Source organism: Delftia sp. WY8 (assembly GCF_018437695.1).
Classification (GTDB): Bacteria; Pseudomonadota; Gammaproteobacteria; order Burkholderiales; family Burkholderiaceae_C; genus Comamonas; species Comamonas tsuruhatensis.
Genome location: NZ_CP049795.1, coordinates 2,692,255 through 2,710,415, shown reverse-complemented (window position 1 = coordinate 2,710,415; position 18,161 = coordinate 2,692,255). Strand labels below are relative to the sequence as shown.

17 protein-coding genes are annotated in these 18,161 nt (G+C 67.1%); 16 read left to right on the top strand and 1 reads right to left on the bottom strand.

Annotated elements, in window-relative coordinates:
- Positions 1–64 precede the first annotated feature (64 nt).
- The 10 genes from G4D77_RS12530 (at position 65) to rfbC (ending at position 9,628) form a co-directional block, all read left to right on the top strand.
- Positions 65–547 carry an Lrp/AsnC family transcriptional regulator gene (locus G4D77_RS12530; protein WP_016446496.1) on the top strand — a complete coding sequence of 161 codons (483 nt, stop codon included), beginning with the start codon at positions 65–67 and terminating at the stop codon, positions 545–547.
- A gap of 135 nt (positions 548–682) precedes the next feature.
- The gene (locus G4D77_RS12525) at positions 683–1,408 is read left to right on the top strand and encodes a GNAT family N-acetyltransferase (RefSeq protein WP_016446495.1); all 726 of its coding nucleotides are present in this window, start codon (positions 683–685) and stop codon (positions 1,406–1,408) included.
- A gap of 106 nt (positions 1,409–1,514) precedes the next feature.
- Entirely contained in the window at positions 1,515–2,396 is an 882-nt protein-coding gene (locus G4D77_RS12520; RefSeq protein WP_016446494.1) for a CorC family transporter, read from the top strand.
- A 91-nt stretch (positions 2,397–2,487) separates the two neighbouring features.
- Positions 2,488–4,095: an apolipoprotein N-acyltransferase gene (lnt, locus tag G4D77_RS12515; protein ID WP_331655184.1), complete on the top strand. Its 1,608-nt coding sequence runs from the start codon at positions 2,488–2,490 to the stop codon at positions 4,093–4,095.
- A 178-nt stretch (positions 4,096–4,273) separates the two neighbouring features.
- The gene (fabA, locus tag G4D77_RS12510) at positions 4,274–4,798 is read left to right on the top strand and encodes a bifunctional 3-hydroxydecanoyl-ACP dehydratase/trans-2-decenoyl-ACP isomerase (protein ID WP_016446492.1); all 525 of its coding nucleotides are present in this window, start codon (positions 4,274–4,276) and stop codon (positions 4,796–4,798) included.
- The gene (fabB, locus tag G4D77_RS12505; protein ID WP_016446491.1) at positions 4,795–6,018 is read left to right on the top strand and encodes a beta-ketoacyl-ACP synthase I; all 1,224 of its coding nucleotides are present in this window, start codon (positions 4,795–4,797) and stop codon (positions 6,016–6,018) included. The genes fabA and fabB overlap by 4 nt, the downstream gene beginning before the upstream one ends.
- Before the next feature lie 164 nt (positions 6,019–6,182).
- The gene (gene rfbB / locus G4D77_RS12500; RefSeq protein ID WP_043789903.1) at positions 6,183–7,253 is read left to right on the top strand and encodes a dTDP-glucose 4,6-dehydratase; all 1,071 of its coding nucleotides are present in this window, start codon (positions 6,183–6,185) and stop codon (positions 7,251–7,253) included.
- On the top strand, positions 7,250–8,152 hold the full coding sequence (gene rfbD / locus G4D77_RS12495; RefSeq protein WP_016446489.1) for a dTDP-4-dehydrorhamnose reductase: 903 nt from the start codon (positions 7,250–7,252) through the stop codon (positions 8,150–8,152). The genes rfbB and rfbD overlap by 4 nt, the downstream gene beginning before the upstream one ends.
- 40 nt (positions 8,153–8,192) lie before the next feature.
- The gene (gene rfbA / locus G4D77_RS12490) at positions 8,193–9,083 is read left to right on the top strand and encodes a glucose-1-phosphate thymidylyltransferase RfbA (protein ID WP_012203207.1); all 891 of its coding nucleotides are present in this window, start codon (positions 8,193–8,195) and stop codon (positions 9,081–9,083) included.
- A complete protein-coding gene (gene rfbC / locus G4D77_RS12485; RefSeq protein ID WP_154835818.1) occupies positions 9,080–9,628 on the top strand; it encodes a dTDP-4-dehydrorhamnose 3,5-epimerase in 549 nt (182 codons plus the stop codon). Before rfbA ends, rfbC begins: the two co-directional genes overlap by 4 nt.
- Before the next feature lie 6 nt (positions 9,629–9,634).
- On the opposite strand, the gene G4D77_RS12480 is transcribed toward rfbC, so the two are convergent.
- Complete coding sequence (locus tag G4D77_RS12480; protein ID WP_123694161.1) at positions 9,635–10,516, bottom strand: LysR substrate-binding domain-containing protein; 882 nt, start codon at positions 10,514–10,516, stop codon at positions 9,635–9,637.
- Between the two features lie 213 nt (positions 10,517–10,729).
- Here G4D77_RS12480 and G4D77_RS12475 point away from each other — a divergent pair, with 213 nt between their 5' ends.
- From G4D77_RS12475 to G4D77_RS12450, 6 genes are all read left to right on the top strand, one after another.
- Entirely contained in the window at positions 10,730–12,181 is a 1,452-nt protein-coding gene (locus G4D77_RS12475) for an NCS1 family nucleobase:cation symporter-1 (RefSeq protein ID WP_154835816.1), read from the top strand.
- Positions 12,182–12,191: 10 nt separating this feature from the next.
- Positions 12,192–12,932, top strand: a complete 741-nt coding sequence (locus G4D77_RS12470; protein ID WP_213757963.1) for a GntR family transcriptional regulator — start codon at positions 12,192–12,194, stop codon at positions 12,930–12,932.
- 178 nt (positions 12,933–13,110) lie between these two features.
- Entirely contained in the window at positions 13,111–14,154 is a 1,044-nt protein-coding gene (locus G4D77_RS12465; RefSeq protein WP_126311299.1) for a putative 2-aminoethylphosphonate ABC transporter substrate-binding protein, read from the top strand.
- 14 nt (positions 14,155–14,168) lie between these two features.
- On the top strand, positions 14,169–15,242 hold the full coding sequence (locus G4D77_RS12460) for an ABC transporter ATP-binding protein (RefSeq protein WP_016446482.1): 1,074 nt from the start codon (positions 14,169–14,171) through the stop codon (positions 15,240–15,242).
- A complete protein-coding gene (locus tag G4D77_RS12455) occupies positions 15,239–17,005 on the top strand; it encodes a putative 2-aminoethylphosphonate ABC transporter permease subunit (protein WP_154835814.1) in 1,767 nt (588 codons plus the stop codon). The genes G4D77_RS12460 and G4D77_RS12455 overlap by 4 nt, the downstream gene beginning before the upstream one ends.
- Before the next feature lie 33 nt (positions 17,006–17,038).
- The gene (locus G4D77_RS12450) at positions 17,039–18,154 is read left to right on the top strand and encodes a TIGR03364 family FAD-dependent oxidoreductase (protein ID WP_046985768.1); all 1,116 of its coding nucleotides are present in this window, start codon (positions 17,039–17,041) and stop codon (positions 18,152–18,154) included.
- Positions 18,155–18,161: the final 7 nt, after the last annotated feature.

Sequence of the window (18,161 nt, the reverse complement as noted above, 5' to 3'; positions counted from 1 at the left end):
CAATTTAACTGGTTAATTCGGGTTAACCCTGAAAAAATCCGTACTTATTTACGAGTCCACCGCCATGAGCGCCACGCACACCATCGACAAACTGGATCGGGCCATTTTGCGCCGCCTGCAGGCCAACGGCCGGGAAACCTATGACGTCATCGGGGAGCAGGTCGGCCTGTCTCCCAGTGCCGTGCTGCGCCGGGTCAAGCGCCTGGAAGACAGCGGCGTGATCGACCGCTATGTGGCCCTGGTCCAGCCGGAGACCGTGGGCCTGGGGCTGACCGCCTATCTCAACGTGCGCCTGGAGAAGTACACCGAGACCAGCAAGCGCAACCCCATGGACGTGTTCCGCGCCAGCGTGCAGACTTGGCCCGAAGTGGTGGAGTGCGTGTCGCTGACCGGGGAGATGGACTATCTGATGCGTGTGGTCGTGGCCGACATGCAGCACTACACGCGCTTCGTCATGGACACCTTGCTCAAGCATCCCAGCGTGCAGGATTGCAAGACCAGCTTCGTGATGGACCGCGTCAAGGTGACCACGGCCGTGCCTTTGTAGCCTTCGGGCTCGACAGGCGCCAGGCCGTCGGGTGTTGCAGGGAGGGGAAATTGGTTTGCATGCCAAAACCTTACGGTTTTGTTGCATTGCAGTATCTTCGTTGCTCGACCTCGGGTTTTTACCTATATTTGAGCCATGAATGCATCCAAAGACTGGTTGAAGGCGTCCTGGCAGGCCGGCCGGGACATGTTGCGTGCGAGCGCAGGCCAGCCGCACCGTCCCGATGGGCGCTCCGCGTCCATGGTGCCCATTCGTTCGCTGGGCCCGTCCCACCGCGAACGCGTGGTGGCGCATTTGCTCAAGCTCGATGAAGGCGACCGCTACCTGCGCTTTGGCTATGCGGCCAGCGACGAGCAGGTTCGCCGCTATGCGATGCAGCTTGATTTCGAGCGCGACGACATCTTCGGCATCTACAACCGCCGGCTCGAGCTGATCGCCATGGCGCATCTGGCCTTTGCCTCGCATCCCGAGCACAAGAGCTGCGCCGAATTCGGCGTTTCCGTGCTCAAGCAGGCACGCGGCCGCGGCTACGGCGGGCGCCTGTTCAACCGCGCGGTGATCCATGCACGCACCAAGGGCGTGTCCATGATGTTCATCCACGCGCTGTCGGAGAACACGGCCATGCTCAAGATTGCGCGCAAGGCCGGCGCCACCATCAAGCGCGATGGCTCCGAGTCCGAGGCCTACCTGCAGCTGCCGCCCGCCGGCATCGACACGCACATGGCGTCGCTGATGACCGAGCACATCGGCGAGGTGGACTACCAGCTCAAGAAGCAGGCCAAGCAGTTCTGGGATTTCCTGGCCGACGTGCAGGAAATCCGCCGTGGCGTGCAGGATGGCCGCCACCAGGCCGGCGAATAGGCGCAAAACGCCGCAAAGGGAATTGGCGCAGCGCATGCAGGGGTGACGGAGCAATCCGCTATCCTTGCGGCTTGTTTCACTACCGCACGTCCTGCACTCCAAGACAGTGTCCGACCCCCATCCTGCGCGCTCTTCCGAGAAGGAAAGCAAGCGAAGCTTCCTGCAAAAGGTGGCCGAGTTCATCCACCCGGCCCCTGACTCTCCTGACGAGCTGATCGAGACCCTGGCCGACGCCGAGGACAACCAGGTCATCGGCCCCGAGTCCCGCGTCATGCTCGAACGCGTGATACGCATGGCCGACATGACGGCCGGCGACGTCATGGTCGCAGCCCCTCGCATGGACCTGGTCAACATCGACGCTCCGTTCGATGAACTGCTGCACCAGGTCATCACCACTGCACATTCGCGTTTCCCGGTCTACCAGGGCGAGCGCGAGAACATCATCGGCATCCTTCTGGCCAAGGACCTGCTCAAGCTGCAGCGTTCACCGGACCTGAACATCCGCGCCCTGCTGCGCCCCGCCGCCTTCGTGCCGGAGAGCAAGGGCCTGAATGATCTGCTGCGCGAGTTCCGGGGCAACCGCAACCATCTGGCCGTGGTCATCGACGAGTTCGGCCGCGTGGCAGGCCTGGTGACCATCGAGGATGTGCTGGAGGAAATCGTCGGCGAGATCGAGGACGAGTTCGACATCCCCGAGGACGAGGGCGACATCTTCGCCCTGGCCGACAACAGCTACCGCGTGGCGGGCGACACCACCATCGAGCATGTGAACGAAGCCTTCGAGGTCGCCCTGCATGCCCGCGATCCCGAAGATGAGTTCGACACCATCGGAGGCCTGATCGCCCACGAAATGGGCCATGTGCCCAAGCGCGGCGAGCAGATCCATCTGGCCGGCCTGGAATTCACCGTGCTGCACACCAAGGGCGGCGCCGTGCGCTGGTTCAAGGTGGTGCGCGATCCCGCAGCCGACAGTCTGCTGCGCAGCTGAGGCTGCCCCTTTCTATCCCCACCGACATCTCTCCCGTACCTGGCCGATGCCCCTGTCCAGTTCTTCCGCTTTTTCGCAAGACGGCCGGCGCATGGGCCGGCTCGCCCTGGGCGTGCTGCTGCTGCTTGCGGGGGCAGCCCAGGCCCTGTCGCTGGCCTGGCCCTGGGCGCGCGGCCAGGGCGACGGGCCGCTGAGCCTGGTCGGCGGCTATGGCCGCCCGCTGTGGTGGCTGCAGATTCTGTCGCTGGCCGTGCTGGCACGCGCCCTGCAGACGGCACAGCGCCCGGCCCAGGCGGCGGGGCGGGCCATGCTCTATGCCACCGCCTGGCTGGTGGCCACCTTCTGGTGGCTGTTCATCTCCATGCATGTCTATGGCGGACTGCCTGCGCCGCTGGCCGTTGCCGCCGTGCTGGCGCTTGCGGCCTTCCTGGGCAGCTACTACGCGGTGGCCGCCTGGGGCTGGCACAAGCTGCGCCCCACCAGCACGGCGGGCGGCGCCTTGCTTTTCGCCGCCGTCTGGCTGCTGGCCGAATTGGCGCGTGGCTGGCTGTGGACCGGCTTTCCCTGGGGCGCGGGGGGCTATGCCCACGTCGAAGGGCCCCTGTCGGTGCTGCCGCGCTGGATCGGCGTCTACGGCACGGGGGCGGTGGCGTCCTGGCTGGCGTATTGGCTGGCCGCCTTGGCGGCCGGTTCGCGGGGCGGACAAGCCCTTCGGCCTGCACGGTGCGCGGCCACTGTGGCGGCCCTGGTTCTGGCCTGGGGCGGGCTGTGGTGGCTTCGCGATGCCGCCATCAATGCACCATCGGCCGAACGGCCAGCGCTGAGCGTGGCCATGCTGCAGGGCAATATCCCGCAGGATGAGAAGTTCGAGGCCGGCAGCGGCATTCCGCTGGCCCTGGGCTGGTACGGGCGGGAGCTGCGCGCGGCCACGGCGCAGCTGGTGGTCGCACCCGAGACGGCCGTGCCCCTGCTGCCCCAGCAGTTGCCCGAGGAATACCTGGACCTGCTGCGCGAACCATATCTGAAGAAGGGAGGCCGGCAGGCGGCGCTGCTGGGCATTCCGCTGGGCTCGGAAGAGGCCGGCTATACGAACTCGGTCGTGGGCTGGCAGCCTGGCCAGATCCAGGACTACCAATACGACAAGCACCATCTGGTGCCCTTCGGGGAGTTCATCCCGCCGCTGTTTCGCTGGTTCACGCAGATGATGAACATACCGCTGGGCGACTTCAACCGCGGCGCGCTGGGCCAGCCTTCCATGGCCTGGGCTGGCGAGCGGCTGTCACCCAACATCTGCTACGAGGATTTGTTTGGCGAAGAGCTGGGTGCACATTTCGGCAATGCAGCGACGGCGCCCACGGTGCTGGTGAATTTCAGCAACATCGGCTGGTTTGGCGACAGCGTGGCGATCGACCAGCATCTGGCCATCAGCCGCATGCGGGCGCTGGAGTTCGAGCGCCCCATGCTGCGCGCCACCAATACCGGCGCCACGGTGGCCATCGACCACCGGGGCATGGTGACGCACGCGCTGGTGCCTTACGAGCGCGCGGTGCTTGAGGCCAGTGTGCAGGGCCGCGAGGCCTTGACACCGTTTGCGCGCTGGGTGAATGCAGCAGGTCTGGTCCCGCTGTGCGCCGCTGCTGCGGCGGTGCTGCTGGTGGCCTGGATCGGCCGCCGCAGGGCCTCGGTTCAGGGGCTGTAGCCAAGTCCCGCGACCTGGGTCGGCGTGGCTTTTGTGGCAGAGTTTTGATGCGGCCTCGGGGTTTTGTTGCAGTCTGGCAACGTTCAGCCCCGATAATGCGCGGCTGCATGGTCCGCTGCGGGCCGCACCCATTCAGAGATAGAGGTGGCGTCAGTGCCGCCGTGGAGCAAGTTAGACAATGGCCGATTCTTTTTCGTATGAGCAACTGATCGCTTCGGGCGAAGGCAAGCTGTTTTCCGCAGACAGCGGGCGTCTGCCACTGCCTCCCATGCTGATGTTCGACCGCATCACGCACATCGACACGGATGGTGGCGCCCACGGCCTGGGCAAGATCGTCGCCGAACTCGACATCAAGCCTGATCTCTGGTTCTTCGACTGCCATTTCCGGGGCGACCCCGTCATGCCCGGCTGCCTGGGTCTGGACGCCATGTGGCAACTGATCGGCTTTTACCTGACCTGGCTGCGCCTTCCCGGCCGGGGCCGTGCGCTGGGCGCCGGCGAAGTCAAGTTCACGGGCGAAGTGGGTCCTGACGTCAAGCTCGTGACCTACGAAATCGACATCAAGCGCGTGATCAAGCGCAAGCTCAACATGGCCATCGGCGATGCACGCCTGCTGGCCGATGGCAAGGAAATCTACGTCGCCAATGACCTGCGCGTGGGCCTGTTCCTGCGCGAGGGTGAAGGCCAGGGAACGGCAGCATGACCAAACGTCGCGTAGTCATCACCGGCGCGGGCATTGTCTCGTGCATCGGCAACGACCTCGATACCGTGGAGACCTCGCTGCGCGAGGGGCGCACTGGCATCAAGGCCATGCCGAAGTTCACCGAACTGGGCATGCGCAGCCAGGTGGCCGGTGTGCCGGAGATCGACGTCGAGGCACGTATCGATCGCAAGCAGCTGCGCTTCATGGGCGATGCCGCTGCCTATGCGCAGATCGCGCTGGAAGATGCCATCGCCCAGGCCGGCCTGGCTCCCGAGCAGGTCAGCCATCCGCGTACCGGCCTGATCATGGGCTCGGGCGGCGGATCGCCGGCCAACCAGATCGAGGCGGCCGACACGCTGCGCGAAAAGGGCATTCGCCGCGTCGGGCCCTACCAGGTCACGCGCTGCATGAGCTCCACGGTGTCCGCCTGCCTGGCGACCAACTTCAAGGTCAAGGGCATCAACTACTCCATCACCTCGGCCTGCTCCACCTCGGCGCACTGCATCGGCGCAGCGGCGCAGCAGATCGCCTGGGGCATGCAGGACGTGATGTTTGCCGGCGGCGGCGAAGAGCTGTCCTGGGGCATGGCACTGCTGTTCGACGGCATGGGGGCCATGTCCAGCAAGTACAACGACCAGCCCGAAAAGGCTTCGCGCGCCTATGACGCCCACCGCGACGGTTTCGTGATCGCAGGTGGCGGCGGCGCGGTGGTGCTGGAAAGCCTGGAGCACGCCCAGGCCCGGGGTGCGAACATCCTGGCCGAAGTCGTGGGCTTTGGCGCCACCAGCGATGGCGAGGACATGGTCGCGCCCTCGGGCGACGGCGCCATCGCCTGCATGCAGCAGGCCCTTGAAGGCCTCGAAGGCGGCGTGGACTACATCAACACCCACGGCACCTCCACGCCCGTGGGCGACATGCAGGAAGTGCGCGCCATGCGCGCGCTGTTCGGCGACCAGGTGCCGCCGTTCTCCTCCACCAAGTCGCTGACCGGCCACTCGCTGGGCGCCACCGGCGTGCAGGAAGCCATCTACTGCATGATCATGATGAACAAGGGCTTCATCGCGGGTTCGGTCAACGTGGACACGCCCGATCCCGCGCTGAACGACATGCCCCTGGTCACGCGCACACGCGATGCCCAGCTGAACACCGTGCTGTCCAACAGCTTCGGCTTCGGTGGCACGAACGCCTCGCTGGTGCTGCGCCGCTGGCAGGGCCAGTGAATACGCCCTGGTGTGTAAAAGGCGTGTCCTGAAGGAAAAAGCCCGCCTCCTGCGGGCTTTTTCACTGGTGAACGCCGACAATGCCCAGGTCGCGCGGGAGGCAGCACGGCAGGCTGCTGCCTGAACCCCGAACCAAGAACAATGAAATTTTGCAAGGTTGAACCATGATTCTTGTCACAGGCGGCGCCGGCTTCATCGGCGCCAATTTCGTGCTGGACTGGCTGGCTGCCGGCGATGAGCCGGTGCTCAACGTGGACAAGCTCACCTACGCGGGCAACCTCAAGAGCCTGGAGAGCCTGCAGGGCGATGCGCGCCATGTCTTCGTGCAGGCCGACATCGGCGATGGCGAAGTCCTGGCCCGCCTGCTGGCCGAGCACCAGCCGCGCGCCGTGGTCAACTTCGCGGCCGAAAGCCATGTGGACCGTTCCATCCACGGCCCCGAGGACTTCATCCAGACCAACGTGGTCGGCACCTTCCGCCTGCTCGAGGCCGTGCGCGGCTACTGGAGCGCGCTGGATGCCGAGGCCAGGGCGGCCTTCCGCTTCCTGCATGTCTCCACCGACGAGGTCTATGGCAGCCTGGCGCCAGCGGCACCGGCCTTCACCGAAGACCATAACTACGAGCCCAACAGCCCGTACTCGGCCAGCAAGGCCGCCAGCGACCACCTGGTGCGCGCCTGGCATCACACCTACGGCCTGCCCGTGCTGACCACCAACTGCAGCAACAACTACGGCCCGCTGCATTTCCCCGAGAAGCTGATCCCCCTGATGATCGTCAACGCCCTGGCCGGCAAGCCTTTGCCCATCTATGGCGATGGCATGCAGGTGCGCGACTGGCTCTATGTGCGCGACCATTGCAGCGCCATCCGCCGCGTGCTGGAGGCCGGCAGGCTGGGCGAGACCTACAACGTGGGCGGCTGGAACGAAAAGCCCAACGTCGAGATCGTGAACACCGTCTGCGCGCTGCTCGACGAGCTGCGCCCCAAGGCCGATGGCACCAGCTACGCTGCCCAGATCACCTATGTGAAGGACCGCCCCGGTCACGACCGGCGCTATGCCATCGACGCGCGCAAGCTCGAGCGCGAACTGGGCTGGAAGCCCGCGGAGACCTTCGAGACCGGCATCCGCAAGACCGTGCAGTGGTACCTGGACAATCCCGAGTGGGTGGCCGATGTGCAGTCCGGCGCCTACCGCGAATGGGTCAGCCGCCAGTACACGGAGGGAGCCGGCGCATGAAGCTGCTGCTGCTGGGCCGCAATGGACAGGTGGGCTGGGAGCTGCAGCGCAGCCTGGCGCCGCTGGGCGAGTTGATTGCGCTGGAGCGCCAGGGCGACGCCGGTGGCCAGGGCCTGTGCGGCGATCTCTCTCGCCTCGATGAACTCGCACGGACCGTGCGCGCTCTGCGTCCCGATGTCATCGTCAATGCCGCCGCCCACACGGCCGTGGACAAGGCCGAAAGCGAGCCGGAACAGGCGCGGCTGCTCAATGCGCTGGCTCCCCAGGTGCTGGCCCGCGAGGCGGCGCAGACCGGCGCGCTGCTGGTGCACTACAGCACGGACTACGTCTTCGACGGCAGCGGCAGCGCTGCGCGCACGGAGACCGAGGCCACGGCGCCGCTGTCCGTCTATGGCGGCAGCAAGCTCGAAGGCGAGCAGCTGATCCAGGCTTCGGGCTGCCGCCACCTGATCTTTCGCACCAGCTGGGTCTATGCGGCGCGCGGCGGCAACTTCGCCAAGACCATGCTGCGCCTGGCCCAGGAGCGTGAAGCACTGAGCGTGATCGACGACCAATGGGGCGCACCGACGGGCGCGGACCTCATCGCCGACGTCACGGCCCATGCCATTCGCCAGCTGCAGCGCCAACCTGGCGACCAGGGCCTGTACCACCTGGTGGCCGGTGGCGAGACCACCTGGCATGCCTATGCCAGCCACGTGATCGCCCGCGCCCGCGAACTCGCGCCCGACCGGCCCTGGAAGGTGCAGCGCATAGCTGCCGTGCCCACCAGCGCCTTTCCCACCCCGGCGCAGCGTCCGCACAATTCCCGCCTGAACACCGACCGGCTGCAGCAGACCTTCGGCCTGCGCCTGCCCCACTGGCAGGCAGGCGTGGACCGCATGCTGCAGGAAATCATCTGAGCGCGGCTGCGCGCTTCAGCAGAACCCCAGGATCCAGGACATGAACCAGACACGCAAAGGCATCATCCTCGCGGGCGGCTCCGGCACCCGCCTGCACCCGGCCACGCTGGCCATCAGCAAGCAGCTGCTGCCGGTCTACGACAAGCCCATGATCTACTACCCGCTGAGCGCTCTCATGCTCGCGGGCATCCGCGAGATCCTCGTGATCAGCACCCCGCAGGATACGCCGCGCTTCGAGCAATTGCTGGGCGACGGTTCGCAATGGGGCCTGAAGCTCGAATATGCAGTCCAGCCCAGCCCGGATGGCCTGGCCCAGGCCTTTTTGATCGCCGAAGACTTCCTGGCCGGCGCCCCCAGCGCCCTGGTGCTGGGTGACAACATCTACTACGGACACGACTTCCCCCGCCTGCTCGAACGCGCTGACGCGCGCAGCGAGGGCGCCACGGTGTTTGCCTACCACGTGCAGGACCCCGAGCGCTATGGCGTGGCCGAGTTCGACGCCCAGGGCCGGGTTCTTTCCCTGGAGGAAAAGCCCAAGCAGCCCAGGAGCAACTACGCGGTCACGGGCCTGTATTTCTACGACAACCAGGTCGTTGAGCTGGCCAAGTCCATCAAGCCCTCGGCGCGCGGCGAGCTGGAAATCACCGACCTCAACCGCTTGTACCTGGACAAGGGCCAGCTCAATGTGGAACTCATGGGCCGTGGCTATGCCTGGCTGGACACGGGCACGCACGACAGCCTGCTGGAAGCCGGCCAGTTCATCGCCACCTTGCAGCAGCGCCAGGGCCTGAAGGTTTCCTGCCCCGAGGAGATCGCCTTCCGCCAGGGCTGGATAGATCGCGCCCAGCTCGAGACGCTGGGCCAGGCCTTGGCCAAGAATGGCTACGGCCAGTACCTGCTGCAGATCCTCAAGGAAAAGGTGCACGCATGAAGGCAACACCCCTGGCCATCCCCGAGGTGATGCTGATCGAGCCCAAGGTGTTTGGTGACGATCGCGGCTTCTTCCTCGAAAGCTTCAACCAGCAGGCCTTCAACCAGGCCACGGGCACGGACCACCAGTTCGTGCAGGACAACCACAGCCGCAGCAAGAAAGGCGTGCTGCGCGGCCTGCACTACCAGCTGCCGCCCCATGCCCAGGGCAAGCTCGTGCGCGTGGTGCGCGGCGCCGTGTTCGACGTGGCCGTGGACATCCGCAAGGGCTCGCCGACCTTCGGCCAATGGGTGGGCGCCGAGCTGACGGAAGACAACCACCGCCAGCTGTGGGTGCCCCCAGGCTTTGCCCACGGCTTCATGGTGCTCAGCGACAGCGCCGACTTCCTCTACAAGGCCACGGCCTTCTACGCGCCCCAGGCCGATCGCGGCATTGCCTGGGATGACCCTGCCATCGGCGTGCAATGGCCGCAGCTCAATGTGGAGATGTCGCTGTCGGACAAGGACCTCAAGCAGCCGCTGCTGGCGGATGCCGAGCTGGCCTGAGCCGGTTCACATCTGGTCCGGCAGCACCCCGCCCGGCACGGCTTCCTCCAGAAAGCCGGCGATCAGCCGGGCCTGGCGGCGTTCGCGCAGGCAGTACAGGTATTCGGGCAGGCGCGGCACGGGGCCTGCAAAGGGCAGGACGACGATGTCGGGGTGGGCCGAGGCTTCATGCCGGGCGAAGACGCTGATGCCCATGTCGCGGATCACGGCCTCGCGGATGGCTTCGCGGCTGGCGATTTCCATGATGTGGCGCGGTGCCAGGCCGGCGGCGGCCAGCATCTGTTCGGTGAGCTGGCGCGTCATGGAGCCGCGCTCGCGCAGGATCAGCGTGTCGTGCACCAGATCGGACGCCTGCACCATGGTGCGCTGCGCCAGCCGGTGGCTGCGGTGCACCAGCAGGGCCAGCGGGTCCTGGCCCAACTCCACGCGCAGCAGGCGCGAATCGCTCTCCAGGTGTGACGAGGTCGCCAGGTCCACCTGGTAGTCCACCAGCGCCTGCACCATCTGGCGCGAGTTGCCGCCCACGATGGCCACTTCCACCCGCTCGAAGCGCCGTTGGTAGCGCTTGACAATGTCCAGCACGTAGTAGGGCGCCGTCGCGCCTATGCGCAGCTGGCCCTGGCTGGCATCGCCCGAATGGCGCAGCGCCGACTCCAGCTGAATGGTCTGCAGCAGCAATTGCTCGACCTGGGGCAGCAGGCGCAAGCCGGCATCGGTGATGGACAGCCGTCCGCCCTGGCGATGGAACAGCTCCACGCCGTAGTGCTCTTCCAGCGCGCGGATCTGGGTGGTCACGGTGGGCTGGCTCAGTGCGAGCTGGCGCGCGGCTTGCGTGATGCTGCCAAGGCGGGCGACCCAGAAAAAGGACTTGAGCTGCGTGACGAACATGGCGGGGTTGGAGGGAGGGGAGGTCCGGCTCCATATTTCACCATGTCGCCGCAGCCCGAAGGCCTGCGGTGGCCGGGTATGTCCCGGGAAAAAACTCCTGCGCCCAAAGGCACACTTCTTGCATACCAGTTTGCGTGCCAGTTTGTGTGCCAGCTGATCATGGGTTTCGGCTGGTCTTGTGTCAGTGATTACTCGTGGTCAAGGAGCGCATCAATGGACATCCGCAACCCCTCGCCAGGTCTCTACAACGAAGATCTGGCGCCCACCAGGGACCGCCGCTGGGGCGCCTTCAGCATCTTCAACGTCTGGACTTCGGACGTGCATAGCCTCTGGGGCTACTACCTGGCGGCCAGCCTGTTTCTGCTGTGCGGCAGCTTCGTCAATTTTCTGATCGCCATCGGCATCAGCTCCCTGGTCATCTTTTTTCTGATGAACCTGGTGGGCTATGCGGGCGAGAAGACCGGCGTGCCCTATCCGGTGCTGGCGCGTGCGTCCTTCGGGGTATGGGGCGCGAATCTGGCTGCCCTGGTGCGAGCCATCGTGGCCTGCTTCTGGTACGGGGCGCAGACGGCGGCGGCCTCGGGCGCCATGGTGGCGCTGCTGGTGCGCAATGAGGCGTTGCTATCCTTCCACCAGACCACGCACTGGCTGGGCCATTCGGGTCTGGAGGTGATCTGCTACGTGGTCATCTGGGCCTTGCAGCTGCTGATCATCCAAAGGGGCATGGAGACCGTGCGGCGATTCCAGGACTGGGCCGGGCCTGCCGTGTGGATCGCCATGCTGGTGCTGGCCATCGGCCTGTGCGTGAAGGCCGGCGGCTTCAGCTTCGACCACGGCATTCCCATGGATGTGCTGCTGGACAAGACCAAGGATGCGGGGGTGAGCGGCGCGCCGGGCAGCTTCTGGGCGCTGATGGCCGTGGGCGCGACCTGGATCACCTACTTTGCGGCGCTGTACCTGAACTTCTGCGATTTCTCGCGCTATGCGAAGAACAAGGAAGCGGTCGCCAAGGGCAACCTCTGGGGCCTGCCCGTGAACCTGATCGCGTTCTCGCTGGTGGCCGGCATCACCACGATTGCGGCCTTCAAGGTCTATGGCGAGGTGCTGCTGCACCCCGAGCAGATCTCGGCCAAGTTCGACAGTTGGGTGCTGGCCCTGCTGGCCGCCGTCACCTTTGCCGTGGCCACGCTGGGCATCAACGTGGTGGCCAACTTCGTCTCGGCGGCCTTCGATATTTCCAACGTGTTTCCCAAGCGCATCGACTTCAAGCGCGGCGGATACATCGCCGCACTGATCGCCCTGGCTCTCTACCCCTTTGCACCATGGGAGGGCGGCGCTGCCCACTTCGTGAACGCCATCGGCGCCACCATGGGGCCGCTGCTGGGCATCATCCTGGTGGACTACTACCTGGTGGCCAAGGGCAACATCAACGTGGCGGCGCTGTATGACGAGCATGGCGAGTACCGCTACGAGGGCGGCTGGAACGTCAACGCGCTCATTGCCACCGGCATCGGCAGCGTGTTCTCCACCATCCTGCCCAACTTCACCAGCCTGCTGCCGGTCTGGTGGGGCACCTACGGCTGGTTCTTCGGCGTGCTGATCGGCGGCAGCGTGTACTGGGTGATGGCCACGCTGCGCCCGCGCCGCATTCCGGCCGCAGCCTGAGGAGGCCGCCATGTCCGAGCCGCAGGATGCGCCGGCCACCGGGCCGGCCTTGATCGCCGAGCGCGTCATGCGCTCCATCGTCGAGCGCAAGCTGCGCCCTGGCGAACGCCTGGGCGAAAAGGAGCTGGCCGAGGTCTTCGGTGTGAGCCGCACCATGGTGCGCGAGGCGCTGATGCAGCTGCAGGCGCGCGGCTTCGTCGAGGTGCGCTCGCGCCAGGGCTGGTACGTGGTCGAGCCCTCGTTCGAGGAAGCCCAGGAAACCTATGCCGCGCGCCGCGTGCTGGAGTCCGGCATGCTGCGCGACGCGGGCCGGCCGCTGCAGGCGGCCATACGCACGCTGCGCGAGCATGTGGCCCAGGAGCGCGGCGCCATCGCCGAGGCCGACAACGCCGGCCAGCGCAGCGTGCTGCTGGCCGACTTCCATGTCTGCCTGGCCGAGCAACTGGGCAACCGCTTTCTCACGGCCATGATGGCCGACCTGTCGGCGCGCACCACCCTGGTGTCTGCGCTGTACCAGTCGCAGACCGAGGCCCAGCACTCCAATGCCGACCATGAGGCCATCGTCGATGCGCTGGCCGCCGGCGACATGGCGCGCGCCGAGCAACTGATGCGCGATCACATCGACGCGCTGGCCGCGCGGCTGGATGAGAACCTGGCACACCGCGCGCGCCTGCAGGACCGGCTGCTGGATGCACTGCAGCCGCAGACGGCCCAGGCTGAGCGCCCGGGCAGGGTAAAGCTGCGCCGCTGAAGAGGGTGGGGGCGGGGCGGGGGGCGCCTAGGGGGCGGAGGGCACCCAAATCCGCCAATACCCGCTTCGCGAAATTTCCGTTGTGTGACACGGGCGTTTCACCTGCGCTTCCTAAAGTGGGTGTCAGAGGTGGCGACCCTGCCGCCTGTCCACGAACCCACAACGGAACTGACACGCCATGCGCCACACCCTTGCCTCCCTGGGCCGCCGCCTCGCCATTGCCTCTGCGGCGCTGACCGTCGCCTCCTTCGCCTCCCTGGCCCACGCGGCCAAGACCGAGCTGCTGGTCTACAGCGCGCTGGAGGCCGACCAGATCAAGGCCTACAAGAGCGGCTTCGAGAAGGCCCATCCCGAGATCGAACTCAAGTTCGTGCGCGACAGCACGGGCATCATCACGGCCCGCCTGCTGGCCGAGAAGGCCAATCCCCAGGCCGACGTGATCTGGGGCGTGGCCGCCACCTCGCTGATGCTGCTGGACAAGCAGGGCATGCTCCAGCCCTACGCGCCCAAGGGCCTGGACAAGGTGCGAGCCAACATGCGCGATCCGCGCGCCCAGCCAACCTGGGTGGGCATGGACCTGTGGTCCTCGGCCATCTGCTTCAACACCGTGGAGGCCGGCAAGCGCAAGCTGCCGGTGCCCGCCAGCTGGGCCGACCTGGTCAGGCCCGAGTTCAAGGGCACGATCACCATGCCCCACCCGGCCTCCAGCGGCACGGGCTACCTGATGGTCGCGGCCTGGCTGCAGATCATGGGCGAGGACAAGGGCTGGGCCTACATGGACGGCCTGCACCAGAACATGGGCGTGTACACGCACAGCGGCTCCAAGCCCTGCCGCCAGGCAGGGGCCGGGGAGTTTCCCGTGGGCCTGAGCTTCGAATACCGAGCCAGCAAGACCAAGAAGGACGGTGCGCCCATCGACATCGTTTTCCCCCGGGAAGGCCTGGGCTGGGATGTGGAGGCCACGGCCATCCTCAAGACCAGCAAGAAGCAGGAAGCCGCCAAGGCCCTGGCCGACTGGGCCGTCACGCCCGAGGCCAACAAGCTCTACGCCGCCAACTTCGCCGTGCTGGCCTTGCCCGAGGCGCAGGAAAAGCTGGAGTTCATTCCTGCCGACCTCGAAAAGCGGCTGGCGAAGAACGACTTCGATTGGGCCGCGGCCAACCGCGAGCGCATCCTGGCCGAGTGGAGCCGCCGCTACGAAGCCAAGGCAGAGAAAAAGTAAGCCGGAGCCACGCCATGCTGCGCATAGACCATATCGCCAAGCGCTACCGCGAGCAGCAGGTGCTGCGCGGCATTGACCTGAACGTGGAGGCGGGCGAGTTCGTCAGCCTGCTCGGCCCTTCGGGCTGCGGCAAGACCACGCTGCTGCGCATCGTCTGCGGCATCGACATGCCTGACGAGGGCAGGGTGCTGTTCCAGGGCGATGACATCACGCGCTGGCCGGCCGCGCGCCGTGGCTTCGGCGTGGTGTTCCAGAGCTATGCGCTGTTTCCCAACCTGACGGCCGCGCAGAACGTGGCCTTCGGGCTGAACGGGCAGCCTGCGGCGCAGGCGCGCGAGCGCGTGGCCGAGATGTTGTCCCTGGTGGGTCTGGGCGCGCAGGCCCAGCGCTACCCGGCCCAGCTGTCGGGCGGCCAGCAGCAGCGCGTGGCACTGGCCCGCGCGCTGGCGCCCCGGCCGCGCCTGCTGCTGCTCGACGAGCCGCTGTCCGCGCTCGATGCCCAGGTGCGCACCGAGCTGCGCAGCGAGATCCGCCAGCTGCAGCGCCAGCTGGGCATCGCCTCCATCATGGTCACGCACGACCAGGAAGAGGCCTTGTCCATGGCCGACCGCGTGGTGCTCATGCACCAGGGCCGCATCGAGCAGCAGGGTTCGCCCGAGCAGCTCTATGCCCAGCCCGTGAGCCAGTTCGCGGCCGGTTTCGTGGGCCGCATGAACCTGCTGCCGGCCACGGCCGAGGGGGCGGACCAGGTGCGCATCGGCGAAGCCAGCCTGCGCTGTGCGCTGGCCGGCTTCGAGCGTGGCGACGCGCTGCTGGTCGGCGTGCGTCCGGAAAGCGTGGTGCTGCACCCGGCCCAGCCCACGGCGTTGCCCAACCTGTTGCGCGCCCGCGTGGTGGAGACCTCCTTCCTCGGATCGATGGCCCTGGTGCGCCTGTACAGCCCCACGCTGCAATGCCAGGTTGACGCCCAGTGGCCCCTGCGCCATGACGTGGGCCTGCCCGACTGGCTGCAGGGCGAGGTGCTGATGGAACTGCCCGCCGCTGCGCTGCAGCCGTTGGCGGCGCCCGACGCGAGGAAGGCCGCATGAGCGCGCATCCCATGGACACGGCCGTTTCCGTGCCGGTGCCGGTGGACCGCTCCGCTTGCGCCCGCCGCAGCGCGCCTGCAGGACCCGTGCGTCCGCAGGGGCGCAGCGCAGGCTGGGAGCGCTGGTGGCTGGGCGCCCTGGTGCTGGGCGCACTGGCCTGGCTGCTGGCCACCATCGCCCTGCCGGTGGCCAGCCTGCTGGGCAGGAGTTTCTGGGACGACACGGGCCGCTTCACGGGTCTGGCCCAGTTCATCACCTATGCGCGCATGCCGGGCGTGGCGCAATCGCTGTTCAACAGCCTGTGGCTGTCGGCCGTGAGCAGCACGGTCTGCGTGCTGCTGGCCTATGCCTACGCCTATGGCGTGGTGCGCAGCTGCATGCCGCTGGCGCGCTGGTTCCGCGCGCTGGCCCTGGTGCCGCTGCTGGCGCCCTCGCTGCTCATGGCCATCAGCCTGATCTACCTGTTCGGCAGCCAGGGCCTGCTCAAGGGCTGGCTGCAGGGGGGCTCGGCCTACGGGCCCTTCGGCATCATCGTGGGCTCGGTGCTCTGGACCTTTCCGCATGCGCTGATGATTCTGTGCACCACGCTGGCCTCGGGCGATGCGCGCCTGTACGAGGCGGCCGCCACGCTGGGCGCCAGCCGCTGGCGCAGCTTCCGCCAGGTCACGCTGCCGGCCAGCCGCTACGGGCTGATGATTTCGTGGATCGTGGTTTTCGTGCTCGTGGTGACCGACTTCGGCGTGCCCAAGGTCATTGGCGGCAACACGGCCATGCTGGCCACCGACATCTACAAGCAGGTCATCGGCCAGCAAAACCTGTCCATGGGTGCGGTGGTGGCCATGCTGCTGCTGGTGCCGGCCGGCCTGGCCTTTGCGGCCGAGCGCCATTTGCGTGCGCGCCAGGCGGCCACCATGGGCGTGCGCTCCGTGCCGCTGGTGCCCCAGCCCCATGCGCCGCTGGACCGCGCGCTGTTCGCCTACTGCGCGCTGGTGGCGCTGGCGCTGCTGGCCGTCATGGGCACGGCCGTGCTGGCCTCCCTGGTCAGCTACTGGCCGTACAACCTCACGCTGACATTCAAGAACTACCGCTTCGACATGATGGACGGCGGCGGCTGGGCCAGCTATGGCAACTCGCTGTCCATGGCGCTGGCCACGGCCGTGCTGGGCGCGGTGCTGAGCTTTGTGACCGCCTACCTGGTGGCCAAGCCCGTACGCTGGGCGCGCACGCGCCAGTGGCTGCATGCCGTGGCCACGCTGCCCATGGCCGTGCCGGGGCTGGCGCTGGGCCTGGGCTACATCCTGTTCTTCAATGCCCAGGGCAATCCGCTGCACTTCCTGTACGGCAGCATGGCCATCCTGGTGCTGTGTTCGGTGGCGCATTTCTTCTCGGTGGCGCACATCACGCAACTGGCCGCGCTGCAGCAGCTCGATGCCGAGTACGAGCGCGTGGCCGATTCCATGGGGGTGGCCTTCTGGACGCTGCTGTGGCGCGTGCACCTGCCGGTATGCCTGCCCGTGGTCATGCAGGTGGCCGGCTATTTCTTCGTCAACGCCATGACCACGGTGTCGGCCGTGGTGTTCCTGTACTCGCCCGAGACCACGCTGGCCTCGGTGGCCGTGCTGGCCATGGACGACGCGGGCGACACCGCGCCGGCCGCCGCCATGGCCACGCTGATCTTTGCCACGGCCGCTGCGGGCCGGCTGCTGATCGCGGCGCTGGATGCCTGGGTGCAGCGGCGCACGCAGCGCTGGCGCCAGCGCTGACTTTTTTCCTTTCCCTCTCCTCTGTTTTCTCCCATGAAGAACTACGACCTGATCGTGGTGGGGGCCGGCATTGTCGGCCTGGCCCACGCCTATGCGGCTGCGCGCCGTGGCCGCAGCGTGCTCGTCATCGAGCGCGACGCGGCCTGCATCTCCGCCTCCATCCGCAATTTCGGCTTTGTCACTGTCACGGGGCAGCAGGCGGGCGCCCACTGGCAGCGGGCCATGCGTTCGCGCGATACCTGGGCCGAGATCGCGCCGCAGGCCGGCATCGAGGTCGTGCACCGCGGGCTGTGGCTGACGGCGCGCCGGGCCAGCGCCGAGGCCGTGCTCCACGCCTTTCTGAGCACCTCCATGGGCGAGCGCTGCGAGCTGCTCACGCCGGCCCAGGCCGCCGAACGCCACCCGGCACTGCGCACCGAAGACCTCAGCGCCGTGCTCTACAGCCCGCATGAGCTGCGCGTGGAGTCGCGCACAGCCATTGCCAGGTTGGCGCAGTGGCTGGAGCAGGCCATGGGCGTGGATTTCCGCTTTGGCGAGGCCGTGCTCGAGGTGGCGGCACCCCGGGTGCGCAGCGCCCGCGCCAGCTACCACGGCGAACGCGTGGTGGTCTGCAACAACGCCGACCCGGGTGGCCTGTTCGCCGGCCTGTGGGCGCCGCACCGCATCCAGCTGTGCCAGCTGCAGATGCTGCGCGTGCGGCCGCAGCCGGGCTTGCAGCTCAAGGGCTCGGTCATGGGGGACCTGAGCATGGTCAGATACGAGGGCTACAGCGCCCTGCCCGAAGCCGCCGCGCTGCGCGCCGAGCTGGAGCGGGAGGAGGGCGAGAGCCTGGCCCACGGCATCCACCTGATCGCCGTGCAAAGCGCCGACGGCAGCCTGGTGGTGGGCGACTCCCACCACTACGGCGCAGCGCCCCCGCCCTTTGCCAGCGAAGCCGTGGACCGGCTGATGCTGCGCCATATGAACGAGGCCCTGCACCTGCGCGATGCGCAGGTGGTAGAGCGCTGGGTTGGCGTCTACCCGAGTGCGCAGGACGCGCCCTGCGTGGTGCATGCGCCCGACGAGGCCACGCGCGTGGTGGCGGTCACCGGAGGTTCCGGCGCGAGCACCGCCTTCGGGCTTGCCGAAGAGGTCTGGAGCGCGTGGTGAGCGGCAG

Bases quoted from the DNA above. Each gene is read 5' to 3' on its own strand.
- G4D77_RS12530 (WP_016446496.1), top strand. From the start codon at position 65: ATGAGCGCCACGCACACCATCGACAAACTGGATCGGGCCATTTTGCGC.
- G4D77_RS12525 (WP_016446495.1), top strand. From the start codon at position 683: ATGAATGCATCCAAAGACTGGTTGAAGGCGTCCTGGCAGGCCGGCCGG.
- lnt (WP_331655184.1), top strand. From the start codon at position 2,488: ATGGGCCGGCTCGCCCTGGGCGTGCTGCTGCTGCTTGCGGGGGCAGCC.
- fabA (WP_016446492.1), top strand. From the start codon at position 4,274: ATGGCCGATTCTTTTTCGTATGAGCAACTGATCGCTTCGGGCGAAGGC.
- fabB (WP_016446491.1), top strand. From the start codon at position 4,795: ATGACCAAACGTCGCGTAGTCATCACCGGCGCGGGCATTGTCTCGTGC.
- rfbB (WP_043789903.1), top strand. From the start codon at position 6,183: ATGATTCTTGTCACAGGCGGCGCCGGCTTCATCGGCGCCAATTTCGTG.
- rfbD (WP_016446489.1), top strand. From the start codon at position 7,250: ATGAAGCTGCTGCTGCTGGGCCGCAATGGACAGGTGGGCTGGGAGCTG.
- rfbA (WP_012203207.1), top strand. From the start codon at position 8,193: ATGAACCAGACACGCAAAGGCATCATCCTCGCGGGCGGCTCCGGCACC.
- rfbC (WP_154835818.1), top strand. From the start codon at position 9,080: ATGAAGGCAACACCCCTGGCCATCCCCGAGGTGATGCTGATCGAGCCC.
- G4D77_RS12480 (WP_123694161.1), bottom strand. From the start codon at position 10,516: ATGTTCGTCACGCAGCTCAAGTCCTTTTTCTGGGTCGCCCGCCTTGGC.
- G4D77_RS12475 (WP_154835816.1), top strand. From the start codon at position 10,730: ATGGACATCCGCAACCCCTCGCCAGGTCTCTACAACGAAGATCTGGCG.
- G4D77_RS12470 (WP_213757963.1), top strand. From the start codon at position 12,192: ATGTCCGAGCCGCAGGATGCGCCGGCCACCGGGCCGGCCTTGATCGCC.
- G4D77_RS12465 (WP_126311299.1), top strand. From the start codon at position 13,111: ATGCGCCACACCCTTGCCTCCCTGGGCCGCCGCCTCGCCATTGCCTCT.
- G4D77_RS12460 (WP_016446482.1), top strand. From the start codon at position 14,169: ATGCTGCGCATAGACCATATCGCCAAGCGCTACCGCGAGCAGCAGGTG.
- G4D77_RS12455 (WP_154835814.1), top strand. From the start codon at position 15,239: ATGAGCGCGCATCCCATGGACACGGCCGTTTCCGTGCCGGTGCCGGTG.
- G4D77_RS12450 (WP_046985768.1), top strand. From the start codon at position 17,039: ATGAAGAACTACGACCTGATCGTGGTGGGGGCCGGCATTGTCGGCCTG.